Origin of the sequence: Rossellomorea sp. GCM10028870 (genome assembly GCF_042666755.1) — a bacterium.
In the GTDB taxonomy this organism is placed as follows: domain Bacteria; phylum Bacillota; class Bacilli; order Bacillales; family Bacillaceae_B; genus Rossellomorea.
In genome coordinates this window covers 198,381-215,605 of record NZ_JBHTGN010000002.1, presented here as the reverse complement: position 1 = coordinate 215,605, position 17,225 = coordinate 198,381, and the positions used below count along the sequence as shown (strand labels likewise).

18 protein-coding genes are annotated in these 17,225 nt (G+C 42.5%); 15 read left to right on the top strand and 3 right to left on the bottom strand.

Annotated elements, in window-relative coordinates; translation table 11 throughout:
• Positions 1-62: 62 nt before the first annotated feature.
• Together ACFQWC_RS11905 and ACFQWC_RS11900 are read left to right on the top strand one after the other, a co-directional pair.
• Entirely contained in the window at positions 63-848 is a 786-nt protein-coding gene (locus ACFQWC_RS11905) for an SDR family oxidoreductase (RefSeq protein ID WP_299746002.1), read from the top strand.
• A 345-nt stretch (positions 849-1,193) separates the two neighbouring features.
• Positions 1,194-1,955 (top strand): TRM11 family SAM-dependent methyltransferase, encoded by a 762-nt coding sequence (locus tag ACFQWC_RS11900; RefSeq protein ID WP_366141313.1) that lies wholly within the window; start codon positions 1,194-1,196, stop codon positions 1,953-1,955.
• Positions 1,956-2,131: 176 nt separating this feature from the next.
• On the opposite strand, the gene ACFQWC_RS11895 is transcribed toward ACFQWC_RS11900, so the two are convergent.
• Positions 2,132-2,347 carry a hypothetical protein gene (locus ACFQWC_RS11895; protein WP_299746006.1) on the bottom strand — a complete coding sequence of 72 codons (216 nt, stop codon included), beginning with the start codon at positions 2,345-2,347 and terminating at the stop codon, positions 2,132-2,134.
• A gap of 276 nt (positions 2,348-2,623) precedes the next feature.
• Between ACFQWC_RS11895 and ACFQWC_RS11890 the strand changes: the two genes are divergently transcribed.
• The 4 genes from ACFQWC_RS11890 to ACFQWC_RS11875 all read left to right on the top strand — a co-directional run bounded on the left by ACFQWC_RS11890 (position 2,624) and on the right by ACFQWC_RS11875 (position 5,886).
• Positions 2,624-3,457: an aldo/keto reductase gene (locus ACFQWC_RS11890; protein WP_377107477.1), complete on the top strand. Its 834-nt coding sequence runs from the start codon at positions 2,624-2,626 to the stop codon at positions 3,455-3,457.
• Positions 3,458-3,807: 350 nt separating this feature from the next.
• A complete protein-coding gene (gene desA, locus ACFQWC_RS11885; protein ID WP_299746011.1) occupies positions 3,808-4,839 on the top strand; it encodes a Delta(5) desaturase DesA in 1,032 nt (343 codons plus the stop codon).
• A 79-nt stretch (positions 4,840-4,918) separates the two neighbouring features.
• On the top strand, positions 4,919-5,404 hold the full coding sequence (locus tag ACFQWC_RS11880) for a response regulator (protein WP_377107475.1): 486 nt from the start codon (positions 4,919-4,921) through the stop codon (positions 5,402-5,404).
• Between the two features lie 110 nt (positions 5,405-5,514).
• A complete protein-coding gene (locus ACFQWC_RS11875) occupies positions 5,515-5,886 on the top strand; it encodes a DUF2500 domain-containing protein (protein WP_377107473.1) in 372 nt (123 codons plus the stop codon).
• 46 nt (positions 5,887-5,932) lie between these two features.
• Here the strand turns inward: ACFQWC_RS11875 and rluF are convergent, their stop codons facing one another.
• A complete protein-coding gene (rluF, locus tag ACFQWC_RS11870) occupies positions 5,933-6,640 on the bottom strand; it encodes a 23S rRNA pseudouridine(2604) synthase RluF (RefSeq protein ID WP_299746019.1) in 708 nt (235 codons plus the stop codon).
• Between the two features lie 189 nt (positions 6,641-6,829).
• On the opposite strand from rluF, the gene ACFQWC_RS11865 reads away from it, so the two are divergent.
• The 3 genes from ACFQWC_RS11865 (at position 6,830) to ACFQWC_RS11855 (ending at position 8,276) form a co-directional block, all read left to right on the top strand.
• Entirely contained in the window at positions 6,830-7,594 is a 765-nt protein-coding gene (locus tag ACFQWC_RS11865) for a MerR family transcriptional regulator (RefSeq protein ID WP_299746022.1), read from the top strand.
• Between the two features lie 94 nt (positions 7,595-7,688).
• On the top strand, positions 7,689-7,838 hold the full coding sequence (locus ACFQWC_RS11860) for a DUF3934 family protein (protein WP_082051258.1): 150 nt from the start codon (positions 7,689-7,691) through the stop codon (positions 7,836-7,838).
• 237 nt (positions 7,839-8,075) lie between these two features.
• A complete protein-coding gene (locus tag ACFQWC_RS11855; protein ID WP_064094055.1) occupies positions 8,076-8,276 on the top strand; it encodes a cold-shock protein in 201 nt (66 codons plus the stop codon).
• A 93-nt stretch (positions 8,277-8,369) separates the two neighbouring features.
• Here ACFQWC_RS11855 and ACFQWC_RS11850 read toward each other — a convergent pair whose 3' ends face one another.
• Positions 8,370-8,582, bottom strand: a complete 213-nt coding sequence (locus tag ACFQWC_RS11850; RefSeq protein WP_299746041.1) for a hypothetical protein — start codon at positions 8,580-8,582, stop codon at positions 8,370-8,372.
• Positions 8,583-8,845: 263 nt separating this feature from the next.
• Here ACFQWC_RS11850 and ACFQWC_RS11845 point away from each other — a divergent pair, with 263 nt between their 5' ends.
• From ACFQWC_RS11845 to ACFQWC_RS11820, 6 genes are all read left to right on the top strand, one after another.
• A complete protein-coding gene (locus ACFQWC_RS11845) occupies positions 8,846-9,046 on the top strand; it encodes a cold-shock protein (protein WP_064094055.1) in 201 nt (66 codons plus the stop codon).
• A 538-nt stretch (positions 9,047-9,584) separates the two neighbouring features.
• Positions 9,585-11,030, top strand: a complete 1,446-nt coding sequence (locus ACFQWC_RS11840) for a DEAD/DEAH box helicase (RefSeq protein ID WP_377107469.1) — start codon at positions 9,585-9,587, stop codon at positions 11,028-11,030.
• Between the two features lie 526 nt (positions 11,031-11,556).
• Complete coding sequence (locus ACFQWC_RS11835) at positions 11,557-12,573, top strand: LacI family DNA-binding transcriptional regulator (RefSeq protein WP_377107467.1); 1,017 nt, start codon at positions 11,557-11,559, stop codon at positions 12,571-12,573.
• Positions 12,574-12,757: 184 nt separating this feature from the next.
• A complete protein-coding gene (locus ACFQWC_RS11830; RefSeq protein ID WP_377107465.1) occupies positions 12,758-14,866 on the top strand; it encodes an amylo-alpha-1,6-glucosidase in 2,109 nt (702 codons plus the stop codon).
• Positions 14,867-14,921: 55 nt separating this feature from the next.
• Complete coding sequence (locus ACFQWC_RS11825) at positions 14,922-16,169, top strand: ABC transporter substrate-binding protein (protein ID WP_299744578.1); 1,248 nt, start codon at positions 14,922-14,924, stop codon at positions 16,167-16,169.
• Between the two features lie 152 nt (positions 16,170-16,321).
• Positions 16,322-17,221: a carbohydrate ABC transporter permease gene (locus ACFQWC_RS11820; RefSeq protein WP_299744581.1), complete on the top strand. Its 900-nt coding sequence runs from the start codon at positions 16,322-16,324 to the stop codon at positions 17,219-17,221.
• The last annotated feature ends 4 nt before the right edge of the window (positions 17,222-17,225 follow it).

Genomic DNA, 17,225 nt, shown 5'->3' with positions numbered 1-17,225 from the left:
TTTACACATTTTGTTAAAGGGAAGAAAGAAGGAAGACACGTTTTTAATAGGAGGAATACAGAATGGCTAAAACAATTTTCATTACAGGAGCAGGAAGTGGTCTGGCAAGAGGAGCATCACTCGGTCTTGCAAAAAAGGGCCACCGTGTGATTGCGACGACAGAGCTTACTTCCCAGAAAACCGATCTTATGAGGGAAGCGGAAGAGCAAAATCTGGATATGGAAGTATTCAAGCTCGATATTACAAACTCCAGAGATCGGGAACAGATTACCAATTATGATTTCGACGTATTTGTAGCAAACGCAGCGATCAATGAAGGCGGACCACTCGGAGAAGTTCCTATGGACCGTTTCCGTGCACTATTTGAAGTGAACGTCTTCGCAACCCTTGAAACCGTTCAACTGGCCGCAAGGAATCTTGTGAAAAAAGGAAGCGGAAAGATCGTGTTCATGAGTTCTATGGCAGGGATATCAGCGACACCATATGTGGGTCCTTACACAGCAACGAAGCACGCCATTGAAGGAATTGCTCAAACCTTGAAATCGGAGCTTGAAGAGTTCGGAGTGAAGGTTGCAACCATCAACCCGGGTGCGTTCGAGACCGGCTTCAATAAAAGAAGCGCAGAGGAAATCTGGAAATGGTTCGATGATGAAAAGAACTTTACCCGTAAAGAAGATATGCTAAAACAGCAGGAAGGGTTAAAAGACCAGTTCGATCCGGAAGACATGATTCAAAAGATGATTGAAATCATCCCCGCCGAAAACCATAAATTCCGTACGGTTTATCCGGAAGAAACGGAGAAGCAGCTGAAGGAAACCCAGCAGGAACGTTGGGAAATGAAAATTTGATAATGGATCATTTTTAGTAACGGCCCATTCAATTATGGATGGGCTTTTTTAATGAAGGTCCGTCCCTCACCACGTTAAAGCGTTGAGGGACGGACCTTATCGGGTAAGAACCCTCTCCGTATGTTACAATGTTCTAATGCAACACAACATTTTTAACATCACACGGAGATGATCACTATAGAAGCGAAAAACTATTTATATACGTATTCATGGGAAGCGAACGAAGGATCCTTATGCGCATTGGAAAGAAGAGCGTTATTTGGAAAAAACTCTGAATCTGGTATTCTGGAAAGTTCAGTGAAAATAGATCCTAGTAGAAGTCCTTTTATTAGAGAACGGCTTGACATGATATGCGAGGGAAAAAGTTTTGAAGATTTACTAGAAGAAATAGAAAAATTAGAAGCACTGGATGGATTCAAAGTAGTATATGTACAAAATCCAGATTCCGAAAGAGTGGGCTTTAAGAAGCTGCGTAGGATTGAGAAGGAAGTGGGCTTGCATCTGAAAGGGGAAGCCGAGTTGGTCGATCCGGACATTTGGTTCGGGGTCATACAGACGAACGATCGTTGGGTATTCGGAAAATATATGAAAAATGAAGCCGTTTGGTTACACCATGTGAAGAAGCCGCACAGCTATTCGACTGCACTTAGCACTCGTGTAGCAAGAGCGGTCGTAAACATAGCGTCCCCAAATCCGGATGGGATCAAGATGATTGATCCTTGTTGCGGAATTGGGACCGTCCTTGTCGAGGCGTTGTCCATGGGAATCGATATTGTCGGTAGTGACCGCAATCCTTTGATCCTGGATGGAGTAAAGGAGAATATCGCTCATTTTGGTTTCGAAGGGGCAGTCTCTTTAAAGGATATTAACGACGTCAAGGGTAGCTATGATGTGGCCGTGATTGACCTTCCCTACAATCTTTGTTCAGTGATTACGGATGATGAGCAGCTTGAAATGCTTCGCAGTGCGAGACGATTTGCAACGAAGGTCGTGATCGTGACATTGGAAGATGCCGATGCAAACGTTAAAAAAGCAGGATTCCAGATTGTAGACCGCTGTGAAGTGAGCAAGGGGAGATTTGTACGGCAGATATTGGTATGTGAGTGATGAGGACAGATCCCCGCTGCATTCCTTTACATGATATCCACTCCAATGCCAGATTCTCGTTAAGAAAGCATTTCAGTACAGGGCGGGGTACGGGTTATTAAGATTACTTATCTAGCTGAGAAGGGGAACATGTCCCAATCAAAAAGAGACCCGGATCAACCCGGGTCTCTTTTCGATTAACATTTTCTGTGAAGTTTTGCCTGTACAACCTTAAAGATGATGCATAGTGCAAAAATCACAATAGCGATCACTGCAATTGTACTGGTAATCGGAGTGACCACTGCTAAAATACCAGTAATCGTTGCCGGTAAACCACTAAACAGAGTTACCCCCAATAGTGCAAATCCTGCCAGGATACCTGCCAGTAATAAAAGAATAAAACGATCTAACATTTTGTTCCCCCCTTTCAGCACATTATATGTACAAGCTGAAACAACAGTGAGGGTTTATGGAAAATGTGTTTATGACATGGTAGATCCAACTACTTTCATAATGGAATGAACAAACCATACAAGGATGTACTAATAAAGCCACTCTTTTCAGGCACTTCCAAGTACCTATCCCACAAAAAAGTACCTACTTTTCAAGCTTTATTTCATGGTCCATACTATATTCATGTTCTCCTCGAGAACATTCTATTTTATATAAAGTTAAAGGAGAGTGTAGGTATGAACGTCAAATCTATCACTTTTAATAATCATATAAAAATGCCAGAAGTAGGGTACGGAGTTTTCCGGGTAGAGGATGGTCCAGAATTAGAACGGGCGGTGCAAACTGCTATCAAGTTGGGGTACCGTAGTATCGATACAGCCGCCATCTATGGAAATGAAGAGAGTGTCGGGAAAGGCATCAATAAAGCGATTGAAGCTGGAATTGTGTCCCGGGAGGAATTGTTTGTCACTTCGAAGGTTTGGAATAATGGCCTTTCCTATGATGAAACGATCGCGGCTTACGAAGAAAGCTTAGAGAAAATGGGACTTGACTATCTCGATCTTTATTTGATTCACTGGCCTGGAAAAGAGAAGTACATGGAGTCTTGGAAAGCTCTTGAAGCCCTTTATAAAGAGGGCAGGATCAAAGCGATCGGTGTAAGTAACTTCCAGGTACATCACTTGGAGCATTTACTCGAGGAAGCTGAAATCACTCCTGTTGTTAACCAGATCGAATTCCATCCCAAGCTGATTCAAACGGAAGTGAGAGATTTTTGCCAGAAGCACAATATCCAAGTTGAAGCCTGGTCTCCCCTTATGAATGCAGAGCTATTAAGCAATGAAACCATTAAAGGGATTGCTCAGTCACATGGTAAATCACCCGCTCAAGTGATACTGCGCTGGGATCTCCAACAAGGAGTCATCACAATTCCAAAGTCCATGACGGAGTCCAGAATTCAAGAAAACATTTCTATATATGATTTTGAATTAACTTCTGAACAAATGGATCAATTAGATGCATTAAATGAAGGTCTCCGCAGTGGTCCGGATCCGGATGAGTTCGATTTTTAATGAGTGAATAGTACAAAAGAGGATGACCTAAAGAAAATCTTTGGGCCATCCTCTTTATTTGTAGGCTATACAAGAGACTTTTTGTTATATTGAAGAACTTTTTTATAAAACCTCTCTAAAAAATCCCTCAAACAAGAATATTTTTCTAATCTGAAAAAATAATATAACCAATTGGAAACGTGAAGCAATCATTGTGAATCCAGCAATATCAAGGGTTTGTGCGTTAGTGGGTTCATGACAAATTCTCCCTTATGACATTTGTCATACCCAGCATATGACACCTACTACTAACACGATGATTTCGCTTATCCTATAATGAGTTCAACGCCTTAAATGAAGGGAATTATGACATGACAAATATAAAAACGTTGAAAAAAGAAGTTGCTCCTTATGAAAAGTCAACAACAAAGGAAAGTGTATGGCAGATCATCAACACGCTGGGGCCATTCTTTCTATTATGGTTTCTTGCGTATCAAAGTCTTTCGGTATCGTACTGGCTGGCGCTCGTTCCAATCGTGATCGCTGCAGGGTTCCTGACACGAATCTTCATTATCTTTCATGATTGTACCCATTTCTCTTTCTTTAAAAGCCGCCGTGTAAACCGAATCGTCGGAACAGCTATGGGTGTGTTAACGCTATTCCCGTTCGACCAGTGGGGGCATGATCATGCCGTCCATCACGCGACAAGCGGGAACCTGGATAAGCGTGGAACAGGTGACATCTGGACGCTGACGATTGATGAATATTTAGCAGCACCTCTTAAGATTCGTTTAGCGTATCGCTTTTACCGCAATCCGTTCGTTATGTTTGTATTAGGACCGATTTATGTATTCCTTCTGAAAAATAGATTTAACCGTAAAAATGCACGTAAGAAAGAACGTAATAACACGTATTTAGTGAACGTGATCATCGTGGCCCTTATCGCACTTCTATGTGTGACACTGGGATGGCAGGAATTCCTGCTGGTACAGGGATCCATCTTCATGGTTTCAGGATCGATCGGAATTTGGTTGTTCTATGTTCAGCATACGTTTGAAGACTCGTATTTCGAAGAAGACAAAGAATGGCAATATGTGTTGGCGGCTGTTGAAGGAAGCTCCTTCTATAAGCTTCCAAAAATCATGCAGTTCCTTACAGGTAACATCGGTTATCACCATATTCACCATCTAAGTCCGAGAGTGCCGAACTACAGACTGGAAGAAGCTCATAAAAACTCAGAGCCATTACAAAAAGTACCAACCATCTCACTTTTAACAAGCTTAAAATCATTACGTTTCAAGCTTTGGGATGAAGAAAACAAAACGTTTGTAAGCTTTAGAGGCATCAAGTCTCTGGATAAGTCAAAATCAAGAATCTCGACTGAAGCCAAACCTGAACTATAAACCTGACCGACTCTCCTTATGAACGTTTCATATAAGGGGAGTCTTTACTTGATAAGGCCTATAAAAGGAGAGAACCTACATGATTCGAATCGTCATACAAGAAGACCAACAGTTGCTCCGTGAAACCATGAGCTCCCTCCTTAACCTGGAGGACGATATGGAAGTCGTCGGTCAGGCATCGGGCATACAGGACTCCCAAACACTTATCCAAAAACTAAAACCAGATCTCTTCATCATGGATATTGAAATGCTGGAGAGGGACGGACCTCTAGAGGCAGGATGTCCACTGCTTGTTCTTACTACATTTGCAAAAAAGGGGTATCGAGATAAAGTGGAACAAGCGGGTGCACGCGGGTATCTGTTGAAGGACAGTCCAAGTGATGAATTGACATCGTCGATTCGTAACATAATGGGAGGAATGAAGGTCTATTCCTCTAAGCTCAATATAGCTGAGGAAGAGTCCCGGGAATGTACTTCCTATGAAATTCCTCGTACGCCAAAACCAGTGAAGAAGAATTATATAACAATGGTCATAAATAAGATGAAGCTTCCGACAGGATCATAGCCTTCCCTCCTCAATCAGGGGAGGTTTTTTTGTGAATATGAAATAACTTTAATAACATATAAAAGAATATAGATGGTAAAATAGTGGGAAATACCCAAGGGGGGAGTTACATGGCACCAGGAGGAGATATGATGTTTCAAATTGTCCCTATTTTTATAGGGATCGTCTTTGTCATCGTGATTTCGTTCATTCTGTTCTCCATTATAAAAGGAGTGGGCGAGTGGAGTAAGAATAACCAGTCACCCGTTATAAATGTCCGGGCAAAAGTCCTTGCCAAAAGGACGGCAGTAAGAGGTGGTGGGGAAACAAGAGCCTATAGCCAATACTTTGTCACCTTCGAAGTGGACAGTGGGGACAGGATGGAGTTAAAGGCCAAAGATACTGAGTATGGGATGCTTGTGGAAGGAGATCAGGGGGAATTGAACTTCCAGGGCTCCCGTTATCTTGGGTTCGTCCGTCACTCTCGGGAAGTCCATATGTAAAAAACGGACCCGCCATAGACAACGTATGGCGGGTCCGGCTGGATGATTACCATTCCTTCGGTTCATAATCCAAATCCTGAAACAGTCGCGTCTTCTCTTTCTTAGAAAGGTCACGCCATTGTCCTACAGGCAGGTTCCCTAAATGAATATTCATGATCCTCGTACGCTGCAGTCTATATACCTCGTATCCAAGGGCTTCGCACATACGACGTATTTGGCGGTTCAATCCTTGAGTCAATGTGATTTGGAAGACATACTTAGAAATCTGTTCAACCTTACATGGCAGTGTCTTCGTTCCCAGGATCTTAACACCCTCCGACATCTGCTTTAGAAAATCCTCTGAAATCGGGCGGTCAACCGTCACGATGTATTCCTTCTCATGCTGATTCTCGGCACGAAGGATTTCATTGACGATATCCCCATCGTTCGTAAGAAGAATCAAGCCATCTGAATCCTTGTCCAATCGTCCGATATTGAAAATTCGCAGGGGATGATTGACGAGATCCACAATATTCCCTTTCACGCCTTTTTCTGTGGTACTCGTAATCCCAACAGGTTTATTTAAAGCGATATATACATTGTTTCGTGCCACCCTTACAGGTGCCCCGCTCACCTTCACATCATCCCCGGGATTCACTTGATCTCCAATCTTCGCGATCTTCCCGTTAATGGTCACTCTTCCTTCTGTAATCAATTTATCTGCACCGCGTCTGGATGCCTTCCCAGCTTCGCTGATATATTTATTAATACGCATGTTCAACACAACCTTAAACTGATAATTAATAATCTAAGAATATCGGACTGCTGCTTTATTTTCAAGGGATTCCCCAAATAGATCCCTTCCAGGTGGGCTATCCTATCAAATAAAAAACTTTTTTCAAAAACCCCCTTTACATTCACGCAGCGTCAACCTGTAAAGTAAGAATTGTCAGGAGGTGAAATCATGGAATATACCGTTAAGAAGCTTGGGGAGCTCGCTGGTGTGAGCACACGAACTCTGCGCTATTATGATGAAATTGAGATTCTGAAGCCGGCAAGGACCAATTCGTCAGGATATAGGATATACGGGCAGAGGGAAGTCGACCGACTGCAGCAGATCCTCTTTTATAAAGAATTAGGTGTAGGACTGGATGAAATCAAGGATATTCTGGATGATCCTGCCTTTGACGCAACTCATGCCTTGAAGGAACACCGCGAAAAATTGTTAGCCAGACGAGAGCAGCTTGATCAATTGATTGCAAATGTAGATAAAACAATACATGTAAAGGAAGGGAGAATGACCATGTCAGATAAAGAAAAGTTTGAAGGATTCAAGCAAAAGATGATTGAGGATAACGAGAAAAGGTATGGAAAAGAAGTACGGGAGAAGTATGGTGACAAGGCAGTGGACGAATCTAACGCCAAAGTGATGAACATGTCCCAGGAAGACCATGAAAAAGTCACAGGGCTTGAAAAAGAGATAAAAGTAACGTTAGCCGAAGCGTTCGAAACAGGTGATCCAGCAAGCGACATCGCCCAGAAAGCTGCTGACTTGCATAAAGAGTGGATCACATTCTACTGGGGACAGTACACCAAGGAGGGTCATGCCGGTCTTGCTCAGATGTATGTCGATGATGAGCGGTTTAAGGCATACTATGATGCAGAGCAGGAGGGTGTGGCTGAGTTCTTGAGGGACGCGATCCACATCTACACAGGGCAGAAAAACTGAGTGGAATAAACAAGGAGTTCATTCCTCCACTAATAAGTGTTATGATATGAGGACGAACTTGAAAGAACGTACCTTATCATAACGGAGTGAAAAAATGAGTAAACCAAAGAAAAAGAGCGGCACAGGCCAAGGCACAGGAAAAAAAGGCTGGAATCGCTGGCAGGCCGGAGCAAATAAGAAGAAGAGCAACAAGCCCTATACTAGTAAAGGCGTAAAACATGGGAGTAAGCAGGAAGATAAATAGTCATATGTAAGTCCATTTCCTTCCGGGGGAGTGGACTTTTATATAGGAAGATAGAGTGGGTCTTCAACAATTTTGTAAAAGTATTTGCTATTTTTACGATTTCCTGTTATTCTAAGAAAGAATTATTTTTGTTCGGTCTGTAAGGAATGAAAGTATTTAAACTTTTCGCCTTTGATATCTAATTGAGCAACGATAGTAATAAATCGTGGATTCAAGTCCACACAGGAGGAAACAATTATGCAACAAGGTACAGTAAAATGGTTTAACGCAGAAAAAGGTTTCGGTTTCATCGAAATCGAAGGTGGAGAAGATGTATTCGTACATTTCTCAGCTATCCAAGGCGAAGGATTTAAATCTTTAGACGAAGGTCAAAAAGTTACATTTGACACTGAGCAAGGTCAACGTGGACTTCAAGCGACTAACGTAAACAAAGCGTAATAGCTTTATGATGAAGGACTCTCTCTGAGAGTCCTTTTTTATTTGCGAAAAAAAAGAGGTCCCTGCAGTTCGATCACAGGCACCTTTTCAAAATTACGTTAACGCATACTTAATGATTCCTTGAATGTAAACGGAGGATTCATTCTGATTACATTCCCTGATTTTGATTTTTCCTTCTTTTTCTAACTCAGTTGCCAGATTTTTGATTGTTTGTGCTTCTTCTTTTGAAGTCATAGGGATTTCAATTGAAAAGAAGTTTCCGCGACTGGCTTGATTTAAACTTTTTAATAATCCAATTTTATTCATTTGGGTCATCCCCTTTATCTCTTACTTTCGACATAAGGACGGATTTATCCTTTACTAATGGAGAGTTTAAAGAATAAAGAGGGATTGAGGGTGATTATTGTATTCGATTTGCTTTTTCTCAGGTTATCTGTTATTCTAAGAAAGAATTATTTTTGTTCGGTCTGTAAGGAAAGAATAAGTATTTAAACTTTTCGCCTTTGATATCTAATTGAGCAACGATAGTAATAAATCGTGGATTCAAGTCCACACAGGAGGAAACAATTATGCAACAAGGTACAGTAAAGTGGTTTAACGCAGAAAAAGGTTTCGGTTTCATCGAAATCGAAGGTGGAGAAGATGTATTCGTACATTTCTCAGCTATCCAAGGCGAAGGATTTAAATCTTTAGACGAAGGTCAAAAAGTTACATTTGACACTGAGCAAGGTCAACGTGGACTTCAAGCGACTAACGTAAACAAAGCGTAATAGCTTTTGATGAAGGGACTCTCTCGGAGGGTCCTTTTTTTATTTTTTATTGTTGTCGGGGCTGAACGAGCCGCCTGCGCTTTAGGTTTCATCCAGCTCCGGCGGCTAGAGGCTCGAGGTCATAAGTCAAACATGCCAAAAAGGCAAAGAATGCCTTTCCGGCATGTTCGTCTTATGCTTGTCGCCTCTGGGCGAGCCGCCTGCGCATTTGGTGTCATCCAGCTCCGGCGGCTAGAGGCTCGAGGTCATAAGTCAAACATGCCAAAAAGGAAAAGAACGCCTTTCCGGCATGTTCGTCTTATGCTTGTCGCCTCTGGGCGAGCCGCCTGCGCTTTAGATATAAAAAGGGACCGACAGCGTTCGTCGGTCCCGGAGACAACATGTTACAAGTTAAAAATGGTTAGGTAAAGCATAACACACTATCGGTGGAATACCTAAAGATATTTGAAAAGAATTTGCTGAGGGTATAATTCCATTGAATAGAATCGACACTTTCCTATGAGAATAAAACTAAAGAAGGAATAAATGAGGTAGTGAAATGAGTATAAAACAATTTACGGATTATAAGCTTAGTAATGAAATTGTAAGGGCTCTATCCGGTTTAGGGTATCAAGCTCCAACCGAGGTTCAATCCAAGGTGCTTCCATTGGCTCTGGAGAAGAAGGATCTTGTTGTGCGTTCCCAAACAGGAAGCGGTAAGACAGCCTCTTTCGGGATTCCGATTTGCGAGATGGTACAGTGGGAAGAGAATAAGCCTCAAGCCCTTGTGCTGACGCCAACACGTGAACTCGCGGTTCAAGTAAAAGAAGACATCACAAACATCGGTAGATATAAGCGTATCAAAGCGGCTGCCGTGTACGGGAAATCTCCTTTTCAACGACAAAAACTTGAGCTTAAGCAGAAAAATCATGTCGTAGTAGGCACTCCCGGTCGTGTTCTCGATCATATTGAAAAAGGAACATTCCCACTGGATAAGCTTTCGTACCTTGTAATCGACGAAGCCGATGAGATGCTTAACATGGGGTTTATCGAACAGGTGGAAGCGATTATTCAGGAGCTGCCGACTGAGCGGGTAACGCTGACATTCTCAGCTACATTACCAGAGGATGTGGAAACACTTTGCCATAAATATATGAAGAAACCAGTTCACATTGAAATCAAAGCAACGGGTATTACGACAGATAAAATCGATCACTCTTTGATCGAAGTGAGAGAGGAGAATAAGCTGACTCTGCTGAAAAACGTCACAACTGTTGAAAATCCCGATAGCTGCATCATCTTTTGCCGAACAAAAGAAAATGTTGATACATTATGTGATGAGTTGGATCGATCAGGGTATCCCGTTGATAAAATTCATGGCGGTATGATTCAGGAAGCGCGCTTTGAAGTGATGGACGATTTTAAAAGAGGGGAATTCCGGTACCTGGTGGCAACGGATGTGGCAGCCCGTGGAATCGATATTGAAAACATTACACATGTCATCAATTATGATATCCCCATGGAAAAAGAAAGTTATGTTCACCGCACGGGAAGAACGGGCCGCGCAGGTTCTGAAGGGAAGGCGATCACCTTCTGCACACCGTATGAAGATAAATTCCTTGCCGAGATTGAAGACTATATCGGATTTACGATTCCAAAGCTGCAGTCGCCGTCGGAAGAAGCAGTGTCAAAAGCCAAAGCGGATTTTGATCTGAAATTAGACACGGAACCTGATTTTAAATCAGACAAGAGTGAGCAATTGAACAGAGGTATCATGAAGCTCTACTTCAATGGCGGGAAGAAAAAGAAAATCAGGGCAGTCGATTTCGTCGGAACAATTGCGAAACTTGATGGCGTGACTGCTGACGACATCGGGATCATCACGATCCAGGAAAACCTTTCGTATGTGGAGATATTGAATGGCAAAGGGCCGTTGGTCTTACAAGCGATGAAGAAAACCACAGTCAAGGGTAAGATGCTGAAGGTTCATGAAGCGAGGAAATAAATAATCTATAAAAGAGATCATATCATGCAGCGAATTTATCAAAATTCGCTGTTTTTTTATGTTTTGGGACATAAATGATGAGTGAATTAGAGAAAAAAGGTGAGGTGATAGTCCTTTGGGTGATAAAAGAGGGGGACATTCTTTAAGGGTTCTTGATATATCAGCGAAATCATGATTTTATCAGCGATATTTTCAATATATCAGCGAAATCCGGATTATATCAGCGAAATCTCAAATTTATCAGCGAACTCAGACATTCAAAGCATTAAAAGATAGGCCCAACCAGCGTCCAGTTATCTATCGCTGCGTCCCGATATAATCTGAGATCCATTTAACGGCGGAATTCTGATTTTAACGGCGAAATTTCAAAAATAGCGGCGAAACTGCCACAACGGTATAAGTGGGACACGGTGCCTGTCCCCCTGTCCCAACAAAAAAACGTTATTGAAAAATAATGTTGTAATCGTTTTCAATCTGTTGTATTATTCAGTTAAAGGAAATCCGAAACGTTTTGGGAGATGTGTAAGTGACTACGATTAAAGATATTGCCAGAGTAGCCGGGGTATCCGTTACGACGGTGTCAAGGGCGTTAAATGGATATTCAGATGTCAATGAAGACACGAGAAAGAAGATTGCAGAAGTTGCCAAAGAGTTAAATTATAGTCCAAATTCGATTGCCCGAAGTTTAGTTATGAAAAAGTCGAAAACGATTGGATTACTCGTTTCCGGATTTACAAAGGAAAGTGTGAAGGATAATTTCATCGTGGAAGTGCTGGCGGGCATTAATGAATTTGTTTCCGGTTCTGACTACGATCTTGTCCTATTCAACACCAATTCTTCGAAGCAGCGTGAAAAGACGTATACTCAACTTTGCAGGGAAAGAAGAGTGGACGGGGTCATAATCCAGGGGATTCGCACCGATGATCCTTATTTACATGAAGTCGTCGAAAGTGATATTCCTTGCGTATTAATTGATATTCCCCTTGAGTCCGGGAATGTGAGTCATGTGACAACGGATAATGTATTAGGAGCTGAGAAAGCCGTTCAACATTTACTCGAAAATGGTCACAAGAACATCGGGATGATTAATGGACATGAGTTTGCGTTTGTTAGTCAGCAGCGATTGGAAGGGTATAAAAACGCTTTGCAAAAAGCAAGGGTAGAACTCAATACCAACTACATCGTGAATGGTAAGTTCACAGAAGAAAGCGGAAAGAAAGCAGCTAACACATTATTGACCTCACATCCTGAAATAACAGCTATATTTTGCGCAAGCGATTTAATGGCCATTGGAGCGATGAGTGCAGCGAAAGAGTTGAAGTTACAGGTGCCAGAAAAACTTTCCATTGTCGGGTATGATGATATACTGCTTGCTTCCTATGTTAGTCCCAAGCTGACAACCATCCAACAAAATAAGTTTCAGCTGGGGTATGAAGGGGCAAGATTATTGCTCGACTTATTATCAAATCAATCCAAGACCCATCGAATGGTGTTGGAGACAAAGTTAATCAAAAGAGAAAGTACGAATCATAGAAATGAATAAACGTTGGTGAAAGTCTTCAAAATGAAGAGGAGTAAAAGCCAACTTTTATTTAGGGGGTAATCCGAAACGTTTTGGAAATGGATATATTTTTTTTGCCGGATTTCCAAAACGTTTCGGAAAATAGGAAAACACCGATATGACTCACTAACAAAAACGAAGCGTTATGAAAGTAGGAGGAACCAATATGAACTACAGAGTGATTAAAGAAAACAACTTATTTCTTCTTACAGATGAGCAGGGAGATATCGTTTCAGATCACAGTTATGGACTTGGTTTATACAAGAATGACACGAGGTACCTTAGCAAGTTGAATGTAAAAATAAATAATGAAAAACCGATTCTATTACATTCGGATGGATCCGAAAACTATATGTCTACGATTCTATCGACGAACCCCCACCAAGAGGAGGAGGGAAATCTTATTCTCTGGAGGGAATCAGTAGAAATTGAACGTAAGCGCTTTATTTATGATGATGTGTTATATGAAACGATTACGACGAAAAACTATTACCCAAAGCCGGTCTCGTTTGAGTTGAATATAGAAGTCGATGTGGACTTTAACGATATGTTCATCGTACGCGGGTTCCAAACTGGGAACGTAGGAAAGAGAACAGGTCAGAACGTTGAGGATCAATCCCTCACCTTCCAATATGAAGGAGCAGACGATATCAATCGTGCGACAAAGATTCAGTGGGATGCCAAAGCGAAAAACGTGAAGGAAAATGGAGAGATTACTTTCCAGGTTGATCTTCAGCATGAGGAAGAACAGTCCATTACGTTTATGATTGTGCCACTGGAAAATGTAGAAACCAGAGATGACATTTTACCTGTCGAAGAGGCTCTTCAAAAATTAAAAGTCTCTTATAAAGAATGGTCCGCTCAGTTAACGAAAGTAGAAACGGATTACCAGCCACTTCAACGCCTGGTGGACAGAGGATTGTCAGATCTCAGAGTGTTACTGACCGACACTGGATACGGAAAGTTTCCTGTAGCTGGTCTGCCTTGGTTCGGGGTTCCATTCGGAAGAGACAGTCTGATTGCGGCCCTGCAAATGATTGCCTTCGAACCACAGGTTGCAAGAGGCACCCTGTTCACCATGGCCAGTGAGCAAGGGACGAAGGTGGATCCTTGGAGAGACGAACAGCCGGGCAAGATCATGCATGAAATACGCTACGGGGAGCTTGCCAATACGAACCAGATTCCGTTCACGCCTTATTACGGAACGATTGATGCAACACCGTTATTCCTTGTTCTTTTAACAGAGTATGTGAAATGGACCGGTGATATGGATACGTTCCATAAGCTTGAAGATAATGTGAAGAGAGCTCTTGAATGGATTGACCAGTACGGAGATCGTGACGGAGATCTATTCGTTGAGTACCATCAGGAATCATCCAAGGGAATTGCCAACCAGGGCTGGAAGGATTCCGGGGACTCCATCGTTCATCGAAACGGGGACTACGCTGATACGCCGATTGCCTTAGTAGAGGTCCAAGGATATGTGTATCAGGCGAAACGTGGATTGGCTGCTGTTTATGAAGCACTTGAGAATAATGAAACGGCTTCTAGATTAAAAGCAGAAGCGAAAAACCTGCAAGAACGATTTGAACAGGAGTTTTGGATGGACGACCAGGAATTCTACGCCATCGCCCTTGATCAAAACAAAGAAAAGGTAGGTACGATCACTTCCAATCCAGGGCATGTTTTATATTCGGAAATGATGTCAGGGAACCGTGCTGAAAAAGTAAGTCAAACGTTAACGAATGACAAAATGTTTTCAGGATACGGAATTCGTACCATGGGGAAAGGCGAAGCAGGCTATAACCCGATGAGCTATCACGATGGAAGCATTTGGCCACATGATAACAGCATGACTCTGCTGGGATTAAGTAAACTAGGATTTACCGAGGAATCAAAGAAGGTGATGAGCGGACTGATTGATGCCTCCCGCCACTTCGAATATGATCGACTGCCGGAATTGTTCTGCGGGTATGAGTCTGCAATTGGGAAGGCTGTAAAGTATCCGGTCGCATGTTCACCACAAGCGTGGGCAGCGGGGACACCACTTGTGTTTATACAATCACTGCTAGGGTTATTCCCGAACAATCTTACAAAAGAAATCCATCTCAATCCGATTTTACTCGATGAAATGAATATGTTGACGGTTCACGATATAACGATTGGTGATGGAGTGCTATCTCTTTCCTTAATGCGAAAAGGAGACAAAGTAGAAACCACCATTATAGAAAACACAACAGGCTACGACATTGTGAAAGAAAAACAGACAGTGTAATCACATCCAGGAATAACAATCCTATTTTAAATAAATCAATAAAGGGGTTATGAAAATGGCGAAGAAGAAGTGGATCGCGAGTCTAGGAATTACGACGATGTTAGTGGGATCGGTATTGGCAGGATGCAGTGGATCAGATGAGAAGACGAGTTCAAATGGAGCAAGCGAAAAGGTCGAAATCACTCTTGCAGGCTGGGGAGGAAATCCTTCTGAACAGAAGCTTTTAACTCAAACGATTTCTGATTTTGAAGAAAAACATCCGAATATTGACGTAAAACACGAAGTCATTTCTGAGCAGTATATGGATGTATTGAAAACACGTTTGATTGGTGGAGAAGGTCCCGACGTTTTCTATTTGGATGCTCTGGAAGCTCCTGCCCTGATTGAAACAGGGGTTGTTGAGCCGCTGGATGATTACGTAACAGAAGATTTCGATGTGAAAGATTTCGAGAAACCGATGCTTGAAGCGTTCCAGGTGGATGGAAAGACATATGGTTTCCCGAAAGACTATTCGACTCTAGCTCTCTTTTACAATAAAAAGATGTTTGAAGAAGCAGGTGTGGAAGTTCCGAAAACATGGGATGAGCTTCGTGAAGTTTCAAAGGCTCTGACGAAAGATGGCGTTTATGGATTTGGAGTAGCTCCGGAACTAGCCCGCCTTTATCACATTGCTCAGGCAACCGGTGGGGAAGTCGTGAAGGATGATCAAGCGAACTTTGCTTCAGATAAAGTGGTCAATGCCCTTCAGCCGATCATCGACCAGCATAACGAAGACAAAACCTCTGCACAGGCTTCAGAAGTAGGAGCGAACTGGGGAGGAGAAATGTTCGGTCAAGGGAAAGCAGCCATGGTCATCGAAGGAAACTGGGCGATTCCATTCCTAGCGGATACGTTCCCGGATGTTGAATACGGAACGGCTGAATTACCGACAATCAATGGAGAAAAAGGAACAATGGCCTACACGGTTGGATATGTGATGAATGCGGCATCGGAAAAGAAGGAAGCTTCATGGAAGCTGATTTCGTATCTAACTGGTAAAGAAGGAATGGAAACGTGGACTTCTAAAGGGTTTGCCCTTCCGACACGTAAGTCAGTAGCTGAAAAATTAGGGTATGACAAGGATGAATTACGCGGAGCACTTGTAGCCGGAGCACCATATGCAACGGTTTGGGCAGAAGGAAAGAACCTGCCGATCATCATGAACAACTTTAACAACCAATTTATCGCTGCCTTCCTGGGAGACAGACCTCTGGATGAAGCACTGAAAGAAGCAGAAGAACAAGCGAATAGCGAAATTCAATAATCTTTTTAAAGGTACCTGGCACTGATGATGGTGTCAGGTACAGCTTTACCATTGACTGTATTCTTTCTTTTTAGGTCTTGGCTAGACAGACCTGGGCGGAAAGAATACAGGGAATAGGGCAGATTTTAGACAGATAGAAGGTAGGGATAAGAATGAACAAACAATCTTCTAAGAAGAGATTACAGGATGCAGGACAAGGATACTTATTTATGTCTCCCACGCTATTTGTATTAGCGGTGTTTATTATTGGACCGATTCTTTATGCCATCTTTTTATCCTTTCATAAGGTTCAACTCCTGGGGGATATGAGTTTTGAATTTGTTGCATTTGAGAATTTTGCGAGGATCATGGAAGACAATCGGGCCATTATCGCTTTGAAAAACACGGCGAAGTACGTACTGATTGTGGTGCCAACACAAACCTTTCTGGCTTTGGTGCTGGCAGCGACGTTAAATGCGGGGTTAAAAGGTGAGAAGCTTTTCAGGATTGTCTATTTCTTACCGACCTTAACGTCTTCAGCCGTGCTGACGCTGATCTTTATGTGGATGTATAACAAAGAAGGGCTGATCAATAATCTTTTAGAAAAAGTAGGCTTGCCGACGTATAATTTCTTAGGTGATCCTGACATCGCCTTGAATGCGATTATGTTCATGAACATCTGGGCAACGGCACCATTTTTCATGGTCATCTATCTTGCAGCGCTTCAGGATATTCCAGACTCGTTATATGAAGCGGCTGAACTGGACGGAGCGAATGCGATTCAGAAGTTCTTCTATGTGACCGTACCGTTTCTCAGGCCGGTTACATCCTTCGTCGTGATCATGGGGGTTATCGGAACGTTCCAGCTGTTTGATCAATCGTATATTTTCTCAGGTGGATCCGGTGGACCGAATAACTCGACGTTAACGGTTGTCCTCCTAATCTATCAATATGCCTTTAAATCATTGGGCACCATGGGGTATGCAGCCGCACTTGCCTTCGCGCTCGCCATAATCATCCTGGTGGCGACACTGATTCAACGTAAATTCTCTAAAGAAGAATCACTCTATTAAGGAG